Annotated in this window: 8 protein-coding genes and 1 tRNA gene; 5 read left to right on the top strand and 4 right to left on the bottom strand. The window is 73.5% G+C overall.

The genetic code is table 11. From position 1 onward, the window contains the following. Positions 1–30: 30 nt before the first annotated feature. The gene (locus tag MA879_RS09650) at positions 31–2,787 is read left to right on the top strand and encodes an ExeM/NucH family extracellular endonuclease (RefSeq protein WP_282447805.1); all 2,757 of its coding nucleotides are present in this window, start codon (positions 31–33) and stop codon (positions 2,785–2,787) included. An 86-nt stretch (positions 2,788–2,873) separates the two neighbouring features. On the opposite strand, the gene MA879_RS09645 is transcribed toward MA879_RS09650, so the two are convergent. Next, positions 2,874–4,853, bottom strand: coding sequence for an FAD/NAD(P)-binding protein (locus MA879_RS09645; RefSeq protein WP_248125668.1), 1,980 nt, complete (start codon positions 4,851–4,853; stop codon positions 2,874–2,876). A 287-nt stretch (positions 4,854–5,140) separates the two neighbouring features. Here MA879_RS09645 and MA879_RS09640 point away from each other — a divergent pair, with 287 nt between their 5' ends. Together MA879_RS09640 and MA879_RS09635 are read left to right on the top strand one after the other, a co-directional pair. Further along, a complete protein-coding gene (locus tag MA879_RS09640) occupies positions 5,141–5,956 on the top strand; it encodes a DUF2382 domain-containing protein (RefSeq protein ID WP_248125665.1) in 816 nt (271 codons plus the stop codon). Between the two features lie 192 nt (positions 5,957–6,148). Continuing rightward, positions 6,149–6,237 (top strand) — tRNA-Ser (locus MA879_RS09635). 160 nt (positions 6,238–6,397) lie between these two features. On the opposite strand, the gene MA879_RS09630 is transcribed toward MA879_RS09635, so the two are convergent. Beyond that, complete coding sequence (locus MA879_RS09630) at positions 6,398–7,234, bottom strand: hypothetical protein (protein ID WP_248125662.1); 837 nt, start codon at positions 7,232–7,234, stop codon at positions 6,398–6,400. A gap of 231 nt (positions 7,235–7,465) precedes the next feature. Here MA879_RS09630 and MA879_RS09625 point away from each other — a divergent pair, with 231 nt between their 5' ends. Beyond that, a complete protein-coding gene (locus MA879_RS09625; RefSeq protein ID WP_248125657.1) occupies positions 7,466–8,746 on the top strand; it encodes a polysaccharide deacetylase family protein in 1,281 nt (426 codons plus the stop codon). Between the two features lie 28 nt (positions 8,747–8,774). Here the strand turns inward: MA879_RS09625 and MA879_RS09620 are convergent, their stop codons facing one another. Next, a complete protein-coding gene (locus tag MA879_RS09620; protein ID WP_418001241.1) occupies positions 8,775–9,983 on the bottom strand; it encodes an MFS transporter in 1,209 nt (402 codons plus the stop codon). A gap of 37 nt (positions 9,984–10,020) precedes the next feature. Here MA879_RS09620 and MA879_RS09615 point away from each other — a divergent pair, with 37 nt between their 5' ends. After that, a complete protein-coding gene (locus MA879_RS09615; RefSeq protein WP_248125654.1) occupies positions 10,021–11,499 on the top strand; it encodes a phosphomannomutase/phosphoglucomutase in 1,479 nt (492 codons plus the stop codon). 13 nt (positions 11,500–11,512) lie between these two features. Here MA879_RS09615 and MA879_RS09610 read toward each other — a convergent pair whose 3' ends face one another. Beyond that, complete coding sequence (locus MA879_RS09610; RefSeq protein ID WP_248125651.1) at positions 11,513–13,696, bottom strand: RecQ family ATP-dependent DNA helicase; 2,184 nt, start codon at positions 13,694–13,696, stop codon at positions 11,513–11,515. Positions 13,697–13,828: the final 132 nt, after the last annotated feature.

The following is a 13,828-nucleotide window of genomic DNA, read 5'->3' as shown; positions in this document are numbered from 1 at the left end:
CCTCGCCCAGCCCCCTCCGAGAGGAACCCCATGCACGCGCCCCGCCTGCGCCTCGTCCGCACTGCCGCCACCGCGGCGGCCCTGACGCTGCTCGCCCCCGCCGTCCTGTCCGCCCCCGCCCAGGCCTCCCCGGCCGGGGACTCCCTCGTCATCAATGAGGCCTACACGAACGGCGGCTCCGCCAACGCGGTCTACACGCACAAGTTCGTGGAGCTGTACAACCCCACGGACCAGCCGATCAGCCTGGACGGCTGGTCGCTGCAGTACCGCTCCGCCACCGGCACGTCCTCTCCGAACAACACGGTGGCGCTCTCGGGTGTGATCCCGGCGAAGGGCTACTACCTGATCTCCGGCGGCTCGAACGGCACCACCGGCGCCGCGCTGCCCGAGGCGGACCTCGTGGCGGGCGGCTCGTTCAACCCGGCCGGGACGAAGGGCACCATCGTGCTCGCCGACCAGGCCGGGACCGTCGCGGGCCTGCCCGTCGGCTCGATCCTGACCGACGACGTCGCCGGGGTCGCGGACGTGCTGGGCTACGGCACCTCGAACACCTACGAGACCGCCCCGGCCGCCGCGCCCTCCGCCAACACGGACCCGAAGTCCATGACCCGCACCGAGGGGGTGGACACGGACGTCAACGCGGCGGACTTCACCCTCACCGGCACCCCGACGCCCACGAACTCCTCCGCCTCGGGCGAGCCGCCGGTGGACCCGGTCGACCCGGTGGACCCGGTGGACCCGGTGGACCCGGCGCCGACGGCCCCGGTGCTGACCGTCGCCGAGATCCAGGGCACGGGCTCCGCGACCCCCTACGACGGCCAGGCCGTCACCACCACGGGCGTGGTCACGGCGGTCTACTCCACCGGCGGATTCAACGGCTACTACATCCAGACCCCCGGCTCCGGCGGGGCCGACGACGCCACCCCCGGCGCCTCCGACGGCGTCTTCGTCTACTCCCCCGACACCGTCGGCTCCGTGACGCTGGGCGAGACCGTCACGGTCACCGGCACGGCCGGCGAGTACTACGGCCTGACCCAGATCACGGTCTCCGCCGGCGACGTGCAGACCGTGGCCGCGGCCGGCGCGGTCACCCCCCGCGCGCTGTCCTTCCCCCTGACCGAGGCGGAGAAGGAGGCCCACGAGGGCGAGCTGCTGGCCCCCGCCGGCGAGTGGACGGTCACGGACAACTACGACGTCAACCGGTACGGCTCCCTCGGCATCGTCCCGGGGACCGACCCGCTGGACAACCCGACGTCCGTGGCCCTGCCCGGCGCCGAGGCGCAGGCGGTCGCGGCCGCCAATGCGCAGAAGCTGATCGTCCTCGACGACGGCGCCTCCACCAACTTCGGCCGCTCCCCCGGCAACCAGGGCACGCTGCCGTACCTGGACGCGGGCGACCCGGTGCGCGTCGGCGCCTCGCTCGACTTCCGCACGCCGGTGATCCTGGACTACCGGTACGACGCCTGGTCATTCCAGCCGCTCGAGCAGCTCACCGACGCGAACGCCGAGCGCGTGGAGCCCGTGGACGTGGAGAACGACCGCGCTGAAGAGGCCGCCCCAGAGGCCGTCGGCGGCAACGTCAGCATGGGCAGCTTCAACGTGCTCAACTACTTCACCACCCTGGGTGAGGAGGTCGCCGGCTGCGGTGCGTACCGCGACCGTGAGGGCGATCCCGTCACCACGAACGGCTGCCTGCCCCGCGGCGCGTACGAGACCGAGGACCTCCTGCGCCAGCAGGAGAAGATCGCCACCGCGATCAACGGCCTCGACACGTCCGTGGTCGCCCTCGAGGAGATCGAGAACTCCGCGAAGTTCGGGCTCGACCGCGACCACTCCCTCGCGCACCTCGTGGACGCCCTGAACGCGCAGGCCGGCGAGGCGAAGTGGGCCTACGTCGCCTCCCCGACGGACCGCCCCGCCGTGGAGGACGAGGACGTCATCCGCAACGCCTTCATCTACCAGCCCTCCGAGGTCACCCCGATCGGCGAGTCCGTCCTCCTGGACGACCAGGTGAACTTCGACAACGCCCGCGAGCCGCTGGCCCAGCACTTCCGCGTCGCGGACGGCACGCCCGAGGGCGTCGAGGGCACCGACGTCGTGGCCATCACCAACCACTTCAAGTCCAAGGGCGGCTCCGGTGCCACCGGCGACAACGTGGACTCCGGGGACGGCCAGGGCGCCTACAACGCGGACCGCGTCGCCCAGGCCGAGGCGCTCGTCGCCTTCGCGGCGGAGATGACGGTGCGGGCCGGCACCGATCGGGTCCTGCTGCTGGGCGACTTCAACGCCTACGAGCAGGAGGACCCGATCCGCGTGATCGAGGCCGCCGGCTACATCTCCCAGGGCGCCAAGACGGACGAGTACTCGTACACGTACGACGGCGCCGTGGGAAGCCTGGACCACATCTTCGCCTCACCCGCTGCGGACGCCACCGTGACCGGCCAGGACATCTGGATGATCAACGCCAACGAGTCGATCGCCCTGGAGTACTCGCGGCACAACTACACGACCGAGGACCTGTACTCGCCCGACCAGTGGCGCTCCTCGGACCACAACCCGATCCTCGTGGGCCTGCAGCTCGACGGGCCCGCCACCGAGCCGGTGGACCCGGTGGACCCCGTGGACCCGGTGACCCCGGCGCCGGGCGAGCAGTGCGACACCGCGTTCAACGCGGCCGCGTGGATGCGCTGCGCCGGCGTCCATCCGGGCCAGGGCCACGGCGGTGACCGTGCGCCGGGCGAGCACCCGGGCCGCGGTCGCGCGCACGCGCCCGGTCAGCAGCGCTGACCGGGCGGGTCGTCCACCCAGCCCGGACGACGACGGCGGGCCGTCGGGAGCGCGTCTCCCGGCGGCCCGCCGTCGTGCCCGGAGCCTCAGCTGCCGAGCAGGACCTGGGCGGCGGCGTCGGCGTCGGCCAGGGACAGGGCGCGGTCCCGGGCGTCGGCGCCGGCCTCCGCGGCGATGGCCGTGCCCCACTGCATGCCGGACAGCTGCAGTCCGAGCACCAGGATCCGCTCGTGGACGGCGCCCTCCGCGGACCGCAGGCGGTGGGGCCGGGCGGTGACGTCGAAGCCGGTGCTGGGGCGCGGGGCGCCCTCCTCGTCCTCCCACGTGCCCGTGGCGGCGACCCCGTCGGCCAGCATCTGCCGGATCAGCGGAGCGGCCGCCGCGTCCACACGGTTGGGCGGCATCATGGCCTCCACCAGCCAGGTGCCCTCCGTGACCGCCGGCTCCACGGCGTCCTCCGCGCCGACGCGCGGACTGCGGACCCGGAAGACGCCGGCCTCGGCGTCCGCGTCCACCTGCGGCGAGGGCCCCGCCCAGGTGAGCAGGCCCGCCCGGTGCAGGGCGAGCATCTGCTCGACCCGCAGGAGCGGGGGACCGGAGGCCAGGCCCTCCACCAACGGCTCGAGCCACCCCTGGACGTCCCGGACGCGGGAGACCTCGGAGACCAGCCCCTGCGCCACCCATGTCTTGATGCGCAGCCGCCCCGCGTGCAGCGCGCCCACCGCCTGCATGAACGGGGAGTCCTCCCCGGCCGCCGCCTCCTCGCAGGCATGGCCCAGCAGCTCGGCGACCGCCCCCTGGTGCTCCGCGGCGCTCGCGAACACGGCGTCCTGGAAGGGGGCGGCCCACGAGCGGATGTCCAGGAGGCGCCGTTCGGGGGCGTAGCCCTGCAGGAGCTCCTCGGCGTGGCGGGCCGTCACGGGGGCGCCGCGGCCGGCGTCCTCGAACATGCCGACCAGCTCCAGCAGGAACCGGCCCGCGGCCACCGGTCCCCCGAGGGCCTCCGGGTGCACGCGAGCGAGCGTCGCGTAGTAGTGGCGCATCACGTCCCGGTGGAGCAGGGGCCACACGTGCTCCGCGACGTCCAGCTCGCCGTGCCGGTCCAGCAGGTCCGCGACCGCCGCGTCCGAGAGGTACTCGAGGCGCACCCTGCGGGGGACGAAGGTCTCCACCTGTGCCTTCGGGAAGTAGGGCACGCCGCGCCGGGACATCAGGTGCAGCCGCGGCTCCCGGCCGGAGGGCGCGTACTCCAGGGCCTCTCCGGGACCGGCCCCGGTGGGACGGAAGACGCCTCCCCGGCCCTCGGTCAGCCGGGCCTGGAGGTCGAACGCGTTCAACCCCATGCCGCGCACCAGCACCGTGTCCTCCGCCCCCACGGCGTCCACGTCCAGCTCCGCGGGCAGGTGCGGCCCCCGGTAGTGCAGGACGCCGGACTCCCGGGCCGTCTCGGCCAGACGCCGCTGGGCGGCGCTGAGCACCGCGTCCTGGTGGCCCAGGCACAGGACGACGGCGTCGGCCGTCAGCTCCTCGACGCCGGCCTCCACCCGCGGGGTTCCGCCCGGGTCGCACGGCCGCAGCGTCAGGCGCGCGTCGCCGTCGTCCGTCGGGTGGAGCGCGACCGTCTCCGCGCGGTGCACGACGACGTCGCCGACCTCCGGGCGCGCTCGCAGGGCGCACAGGAGGGCGTCCACCGTGTCCTCCAGGTAGCGGCCGTACACGCCGCGTGGCGGGTACTCCTCCCGCTCGAGGCCCCCCGCGGCGACGGGGTGGGCGCGGCGCCAGTCGTCGAAGGAGGCGGACACGGAGGACGGGCGCAGCCCGGGGTTGTCCGCGGCGCATGCGGTGGGGAAGAAGGCCGGGGTGTTCATGAGCAGCAGAGGGTCCTGGTCCGGGCGCCACACGCGCCCGGAGCCGACCCGGTGCGGGTCCACGAGGTGCAGGGTCCAGGGCCCCGCGCCGGCCTGGCCCGACTCGAGTCGGGCCAGGAGCCGGTCCAGCACCATGACGCCCCGTGGCCCGACCCCCACGACGGCGAGGGTGCGATGCGCCACGACGGTCCGGTCCACGGTGTACCTCCTCCGGGCGGCGGGTCCACCCTGGAAAGCACAGCCTAGTGGTTCAGGTCAAGGGATGAAGACCTCCCTGGAGGCCGGGTAACGGACCCGGTACGACGCATCCTGAACCGCGCGATTCCGCGGGTGAATGCAGTTTCCTGACAGCGGCCTGGGAATCGTCATTCGAGAGCGCCGACGCTGTTGACGCCGCGCCCCGCCGTGCGGAATGGTGATCGATGTGACGGGGTGAAAGCCCCGTGAACAAGTTCGACAATCCCGATTCAAAAGGAGCACTCATCATGGATCGCAACGCTCTCGATCAGCTGCAGAACGGCGACGTCTTCTCCACCGACGGCGACAAGATCGGCTCCGTCGGCCAGGTGTACCTGGACGACGTCACCAACGAGCCCACGTTCGTGACCGTCAAGACCGGCCTGTTCGGCGCGAAGGAGACCTTCGTCCCGCTGCAGCAGGCTCAGACCACCACCGACGGCATCACCGTCCCCTTTACCAAGGAGTTCGTGAAGGACGCGCCGAACGTGGACGCCGACGGCTCCCTCACCCCCGAGGAGGAGCAGCGCATCTACGAGTACTACTCCATGGAGTACTCGGCTGCTGACCACGACCGCGTGGACACCGATCGTTACGCCGGCACCGTGACCACCGGCACCGACCGCGTCGAGACCGAGCGTCGCGACGTCGTCGACACCGACCGCCGCACCGCCGTGGACAACGACGACGACTCGATGGTCCTGCGCGACGAGCACCTGCAGGTCGGCACCGAGCGCAAGGCCTCGGGCCGCGTGCGTCTGCGCAAGCAGTCCTACACCACCACCGAGACCGTCGAGGTCCCCGTGACCCGCGAGGAGGTCGTGGTGGAGCGCGAGTCCATCGACGCCAACTCCGCCGAGGCCCGCGTGGACGGCGACAACGAGGTCTCCGTGACCACCTACGAGGAGACCCCGGTCGTCAACAAGACCGTGGACGCCGAGAAGGTGTCCCTGGGCAAGCGCCAGGTGCAGGAGACCGAGACCGTCTCCGAGGAGCTGCGCCACGAGGACGTCGAGATCGACCGCGACGGCGACGTCCGCAACGATCGCGACGGCCTGCGCTGATCGCACTGAGGCACCGCGCGGCTGACGCCGTGTGATCTCACCTCGAAGGGCCCCGGATCCGTGTCGGATCCGGGGCCCTTCGTCATGCGCTCTCGCAGGGCGGAGTCCTCGGGCCCCCTTTGCCCGGGGTGCCACGTGCGCGGTAGGCTGATCCGGTCCGCCGCGCCTCGTCGCGAGGCGGTGCGGACGGAGGGAGACGTGCCAGAGCGGCCGAATGGACTTCACTGCTAATGAAGGGCTCGCCGAAAGGTGGGCCGGGGGTTCAAATCCCCCCGTCTCCGCGAGAGAGGGCCCCGGATCCATGACGGATCCGGGGCCCTCGACGCGTCCGGGGCTGCGGCTCTGTGAGGCAGCGGGTCCCACTCCGGTCCGGTCGACGTCCTTTCGCGGGGTCGCCCGGAACCAGGGCGACCCCGCGAAAGGACGTCGACCCGGCGGGACTCAGCCCCCGCCGTCCCGACGTTCCTTCATGCGGCGGAGCAGCTCGAACGCCTCCGGGACGGACAGGCTCGAGTGGCTCGAGAGCTGCACCGCCGCTGACTCCAGGTTGCCGTCGCGGATCATGGCGGAGAGCTGGTCCCGCAGCCAGGGCGGCAGGTCCTCCGACGCCAGGCGCACCGACTCGTCCCCGCGCATCACCTCCACCTCGAAGTGCGGCTCCTCCGGGGTCGGCGCCGCGGTCCAGTGGTCGGGGATGGTCAGCGAGGTGAGCTCCTCCCGCTCCGCGGAGACCGGGGGGATGACAGGGCCGCCCGCGACGTCGTCGACCGCCAGCCCCTCCTCGGAGGCCCCGGCGACGGGGTCCGCGGCGTGCGCGCCGTGCGGACGCTCCGGACCGACGGGGCGGTCCTCGCCCACCGACGGGGCCCGGTCCTCGGCCTCGTCGTCCACGGCCGGCCCCTCCTTCGAGGGCGCCACCGACGTGTGCGACGTCGGCTCCTCCTCCGGTGCGGGCAGGGAGTAGACCTGCGGGTGCAGGGTCAGGGACTGGACGTCCAGGAGGGCGTCGCGCACGGAACGGCCCGTGTGCCGGCGGTAGTCGCGCACGGCCTCGAAGGGTCGCCCCTGGGCGATGTGCCCGTACACGGCCCGGTGGGTCTCCTCGTCCAGTCGCCGAGCGGCCGCCCGGGCGCGTTCCGGTGTGGCCTCCCGCGAGATCTCCGGGGCGCCGGGGGAGGCCTCCGCGGCCGGGGACGGACGGCCGGAGAGCCAGCGCGTGACGAGCAGGGTGAGGACGCCGATCACCACCACGGCGAGGATCGGGACAAGGTATTCCATGGACCCGAGTCTAGGCGGGGTGGCAGGCCTCACTCCGGCCCGACCGACCACGACCGGGCCGACCCGATCCTGTGCGCGTACAGTGAGGGGGCCGGAGGACCACGTCCGGGATCCGCGCCCACCCGTCCCGACGGATCGGCCGTGCCCCCACGGACGTCGGCCTCCTCGGAACCGCCTCGATACGACGCACACGAGCCGCAGACCTCGCAGACCTGACGGCGGAAGGACACCATGCCGCACCTCGCACGCCCCGCCCCCGGATCCTCCCGGACCGGACGCCGGCTCGCGCTGACGACCGGCCTCGCACTGGTGCTGACCGCCTGCTCCGCGCCCGCGGAGGACGGCCTCACCGCGGTCTCGTCCCCCGCAGCGTCCGCGACGTCGGCCCCCACCACCGCGGACCCGGCCCCCGCCACGCCCTCCTCCTCAGCGGCCGCGGCGCCGTCGTCCGACGTCCCCCTGACGGCCCGCTCCCAGGAGGAGGTGCCCATGCGCGCCTTCACCGCGGACGAGCAGCCCCCGCAGTTCATCCTCTACTCCTTCGACGGCGGCTACCAGAACGACCGCTGGGACTACTTCCAGGACGTCGCGGAGGAGGCGGACGCGAAGTTCACCGTGTTCCAGTCCGGCATCCACCTCTTGGCCGACGAGAACCGGGAGTACTACCAGGCGCCCGGCAACAAGCCCGGCTACGTCAACAAGGAGCTCGGCGGGGACGAGGCCGAGATCGCGGCCCGCGTCACCAACATCAACGAGGCCTACGCGCAGGGCCATGAGATCGGCACCCACATGAACGGGCACCTGTGCGCCACCGCCGACTACGGCGGGGACAAGTGGTCCACCGAGGAGTGGCTGGACGAGCTGGGCCAGTTCCAGGACATGTTCGCGGACCCCCGCGGGGTCAACGGCTACGGCGACGACTTCCCGGAGATGGAGGTGCCGCTCTCCGCGATCCAGGGTACCCGGCTGCCGTGCCTGGACGGCACGTGGAAGGAGCTCGTCCCGGCGTTCGACGAGGTCGGCATCGAGTACGACACCTCCCGCGGCACCGGCAGCGTCGGCGTGTCCTGGCCCTACCAGGACGACGGCATCTGGGAGTTCGAGATGCCGATCGTCTACTCCCCCACCCTCGCGGACAGGGGCCACGACTCCCCCGTGGTGATGGCCATGGACTACAACTTCTGGATCTCCGGCAACGGGGGCGAGGAGGCCGACACGGCGGAGCTGCGGCAGTTCCAGCTGGACACGTACCGGTACATGTACGAGTCGGCGTACCACGGCAACCGTGCCCCGCTCGTGTTCCCCAACCACTTCAACACCTGGGCGGGCAACGCCTTCAACCCCGCCGTGGCCCAGTCCATGCGCGAGTTCTGCGCCGAGGCGGACACCCACTGCGTGACCTACCAGCAGCTGATCGACTGGCTCGAGCTGCAGGACCCCGCGGTCCTCGCGGCCTGGCAGGAGCGCGGCGCGTCCGCGACCGGCGAGGACGCCGCCGAGCTCGGCTGGTGACCGGCCGCGCGTCGTGACGACGCGCCCCTCAGGGGCGGGCCTCGGGATGGCCTCGCAGCACCGCGACGGCGACGGCGAGCGCTGTCAGCGCGAGCGCGACGACGAGGAGGACGGTGCCGGGCCACCCGAATGCCTCGTGGCCCAGGCCGCCGAGCCATCCGAACAGGCTCGAGCCGGCGTAGTAGGCCAGGTTGTAGAGGGACGTGGACTGGGCCCGGCCGGTGGTCGCGGCGGTGCCCGCCCAGCCGGAGGCCACCGCGTGGGCCGCGAAGAAGGACCCCGTGGCCACGACGAGCGCGGGCACCAGGACCGCCGGATGGGGCACGAGGGTGAGGGCCACGGCCGCCGCCATGAGCCCCGCGGACCCCGCGAGGACACGCAGCCGGCCCACGCGCATCGCCAGCCGTCCGGCCCACGGGGAGGACCAGGTCCCGGCGAGGTAGGCCAGGAAGACCAGCCCGGCGGCGGTGGGCGGCCAGGAGAAGGGTGGGGCCAGGAGCGTGTAGCCCACGTAGTTGTAGAGGGCCACGAACCCGCCCATCAGCAGGGCGCCCTGCAGATAGAGGGCCACGAGCGCGGGCGTGGCCAGGTGGACGCGGACCCGCCGCGCGGTCTGCGCCACGGACGCGCGCACCGGCCGAAAGCGGCGCGCGCGGGGGGTGACCAGGAGGAACCCGAGGGTGCACGCCACGCCCACGGCCGTCACGGCCAGCATGCCGGCCTGCCAGCCCGCTGCCTCGGCCACGGGCAGGGCGAGCAGCCGACCGGAGAGCCCGCCCAGCGTGGTCCCGGCGACGTACGTCCCGGCGGCGGCGGGCACGACGCGCGGGGCCACCTCCTCGGCCAGCAGGGTCACCGCGAGCCCGGCCACGCCGCCGTGGGCCATCCCCTCCAGCAGACGCATCCCGAGGAGCAGCTCGAGCGAGGGCATCAGCACGCCGGCGACCGCGAGGGCGGAGGCGGTGACCAGGGAGGCGGCCATCACGGGACGGCGGCCCCAGCGGTCCCCGGCCAGCGACCACGGCACCACGGACACCGCGAGCCCGAGGGTTGCGGCGGCCACGAGCAGCGCCGCCCGGTGCGCCGGGACGCCCAGGTCCGCGCTCACGAGCGGCAGAAGGCCCTGGGGCGAGTACAGCTGGGCGAACGTGGCCACGCCCGCGAGGAACAGGCCCGCCAGCAGGCGCCGGTAGGCGGTCGAGCCCGGCTCGGCGGGAGCGGGCAGGTCGTCGGTCACACGGCCACTGTAGTGAGGTGTCGGTATCATCGACCGGGTGACTACTGCACCCGGCGCCATCGACCTGCACGACTCCTTCAAGGCCTACGACGTCCGCGGGATCGTCGGCGAGACGATCACCGCCGAGACGGTGCGCGCCGTGGGCGCCGCGTTCGTGGACGTGCTCGGCCTCGCCGGACAGACGGTGCTGGTGGGCGGGGACATGCGCCCCTCCTCCCCGGAGTTCATGACCGCCTTCGCCGAGGGCGCCACCCGCCGGGGTGCGGACGTGCTGCGCCTGGGCCTGATCTCCACGGACATGCTCTACTACGCCGCCGGCGTGCAGGACGCCGCCGGCGTGGTGTTCACCGCATCCCACAACCCCGCCGAGTACAACGGCATGAAGATGGCCCAGGCCGGTGCCGTGCCCGTGTCCTCGGACACGGGCCTCTACGAGATCCGCGACGCCGCCCAGGCCTACCTCGACGCCGGGGAGATTCCCGCCGCGGGCGAGCCGGGCGCGGTCGAGGAGCGGGACATCCTGCCGGCCTACGCCGAGTACCTGCGGTCCCTCGTGGACCTCTCCGGCATCCGGCTGCTGAAGGTCGTGGTGGACGCCGGCAACGGCATGGCCGGCAAGACCACCCCCGCGGTCCTCGGAGACGCCGCCCTCGAGGCGCTGCCGCTGACCATCGAGCCGCTGTACTTCGAGCTCGACGGCACCTTCCCCAACCATCCGGCCAATCCGCTGGAGTCCGAGAACCTGCGGGACCTCCAGGCGGCCGTGCGGGAGCACGGCGCGGACATCGGCCTGGCCTTCGACGGCGACGCGGACCGCTGCTTCGTGATCGACGAGCGCGGCGAACCCGTCTCCCCGTCCGCTGTGACCGCGCTCGTGGCGCGCCGGGAGATCGCCCGCGCCAAGGCCGACGGCGACGACGTCCCCGTGGTCATCCACAACCTGATCACCTCCCGGGCCGTGCCCGAGCTGGTGGCCGCCGACGGCGGACGCGCCGTGGAGACCCGCGTGGGCCACTCCTTCATCAAGGCCGTCATGGCCGAGGAGGGCGCCGTGTTCGGCGGCGAGCACTCCGCGCACTACTACTTCCGTGACTTCTTCAACGCCGACACCGGCATGCTCGCGGCCATGCACGTGCTGGCCGCCCTCGGCGAGCAGGAGCAGCCGCTCAGCGAGCTCGCGGAGGAGTACGAGCCGTACTTCGCCTCCGGGGAGATCAACTCGCAGGTGGCGGACAAGGACGCGGCGGTCGCGGCCGTGCTGTCCCAGTTCGCCCCTGAGGCGGCCGCAGGCGGGACCGGCGCGGCCTCCGCCGCCCACGAGGACTTCGCCGGGGTGGCCACCACGGTGCAGCGCATGGACGGCACCACGGTGGCCGCCGCGGACGGCTCCTGGTGGTTCAACCTGCGCCCGTCCAACACGGAGCCCTTCCTGCGCTACAACGGTGAGGCCCGCACGCCGGAGACCATGGCGGCGATCCGGGACGCCGTGCTGGCGATCGTGCGCGCCGAGCGCTGACTCGCCGCGCGGCTCAGCCGTTCTGGGCGAGGACGAACGGCAGGACGCCCTGCGCTCCGGCTCCGCGCAGGACGCGGGCGGCCTCGGCCAGGGACCACCGTGAGTCCACGAGGTCGTCCACCAGGAGCACCGGGCCGTGCTGCCCGGCCTCGGGCGCGGTGCGGAGCATGTGCTCCATGGCCTCGGGCACCGCGAACCGGCCGTGGACCGAGGCCAGCCGGTAGGCGCTGTTGCCGCCGGGTCCCGCCGTGGGTCCGCCGCCGACCGTCTCCAGCGCACCGAGGAACGGCAGCCGTCCCAGCCGTGCGATTCCGCGGGCGAACGAGTCCACCAGCTGCGGCCGTCCCCGGGAGGGCATGGCTACGACGGCGATGGGACGGGCCTGCCACCCCCACGCGGCGAGCACGGCCACGGCCCCCTGCAGCACCTCCTCGGGCAGGGGGGCGTCCTCTGCGGCGAGCAGCTCCCGCAGGCGGGAGCCCCAGCCGAGGTCGGTGAGACGCGCCAGGGCCCGTCCCTCCTCCGCCTGCTCCCCCTCGGCGATGCGGCCCTTCACCGGCACGCCGAGGCGGTCCATGTTCGAGGGCCACATGCGCCGCGGCTCGATCGGCACGCCCGTGCGCCGCAGCGCCTGGTCCGCGCGCTCCCGCGCGGCCCCGTCCCAGCCCGTGGGGAACCAGGGGCCCGCGCACACGTCGCAGCGCCCGCACGGGGCGGCGGTGGGGTCGTCCAGCGTGCGGGCCAGGAATTCCATGCGGCACGTCTGCGTGGTCTGGTAGTCCAGCATGAGCCGTTCCTCCGCGCGGCGGGCCTCGGCCACGCGGGCGTAGCGTTCGGCGTCGTAGGTCCAGTCACGCCCTGTGGCGCGCCATCCGCCGCCCACGCGCTCCACGGCACCGTCCACGGCGAGGACCTTGAGCAGCAGCTCGAGGACGGTGCGCTTGACGGACACCACCGGCTCGAGGGCCGCCACGGACATCGCCCCGCCGGACTGCTGGAGCGCATCCAGCACGGCGCGGGCCTGGGCCTCGTCCGGCATGGAGGCGGTGGCGAAGTACTCCCAGATGGCCCGGTCCTCCTGGCCCGGCAGCAGCAGGACGTCCGCGTGGTCCGTGCCGCGGCCGGCGCGGCCGACCTGCTGGTAGTACGCCACCGGCGAGCTCGGGGCGCCCAGGTGCACCACGAAGGTCAGGTCCGGCTTGTCGAACCCCATGCCCAGGGCCGAGGTGGCCACCACCGCCTTGACCCGGTTGGCCTTGAGGTCCTCCTCGATCCTCTCCCGCTGCTCCGGGTCCGTCCGGCCCGTGTAGGCCACCACCTCAACGCCGGCGTCCCGAAGCGCCCGGGCGGTGTCCTCCGCCGCGGAGACGGTGAGCGCGTAGACGATCCCCGAGCCCGGCAGCTCCTGGAGGTGCTGCAGCAGCCACGCCAGCCGCGCGGCGGGGCTGGGCAGGCGCAGCACGCCCAGGCGGAGGGACGCGCGCGCCAGAGGACCGCGCAGGACGAACACCTCCTGCCGGGACTCGACGTCCAGCTGCTCCACGACGTCCTGCACCACGCGGCCGTTGGCGGTGGCGGTGGTCGCCAGCACCGGCACGGCCCGCGGGCCGGAGGAGGGCAGCTGCCCGATCAGGTCCCGGATCCGCCGGTAGTCCGGCCGGAAGTCGTGCCCCCAGTCGGAGATGCAGTGCGCCTCGTCCACCACCAGCAGGCCCATGCGGGAGACGAGGTCCGGGAGCTGCTCGTCCCGGAAGCGGGGGTTGGTCAGGCGCTCGGGAGAGATCAGCAGCACGTCCACCTCGTCCGCGGCCAGGGCGCGGCGCACGTCCTCCCATTCGGTGGCGTTGGCCGAGCTCACGGACACGGCCCGCACGCCGGCGCGGGCGGCCGCGGCCACCTGGTCCCGCATCAGCGCCAGCAGCGGGGAGACGATCAGCGTGGGCCCGGCGCCCCGGGCCCGCAGCAGCAGGGAGGCCACGAAGTACACCGCGGACTTGCCCCAGCCGGTGCGCTGGACCACGAGCGCGCGGCGCCGGTGGGCCACGAGCGCCTCCACTGCCTCGTACTGGCCCTCCTTGAACTCGACGTCCGGGCGGCCCACGAGGTCCCGCAGGACCTTCAGCGCCTCGGCGTGCAGGGCCGGGTCCTCGACGGCGGGCGAGGGGCTCGGGGCGGTGGAGGCCTGGGGGGTGCTCATGTCGGCCAGTCTGCCAGCGGGGGCGGACGCGGTACCGGGCCCGGCCGTCCGCAGGGGACGACGCGCGCACCTCGGAGGGCCTGTGCAGGAGCCGTCCGACCTGGTGCGCCGCACCGCGCCCCGCGCGACCGG

The sequence above is a fragment of the Micrococcus lacusdianchii genome, from assembly GCF_023155805.1.
Classification (GTDB): domain Bacteria; phylum Actinomycetota; class Actinomycetes; order Actinomycetales; family Micrococcaceae; genus Micrococcus; species Micrococcus lacusdianchii.
This window is presented reverse-complemented; position numbering and strand designations above follow the sequence as displayed.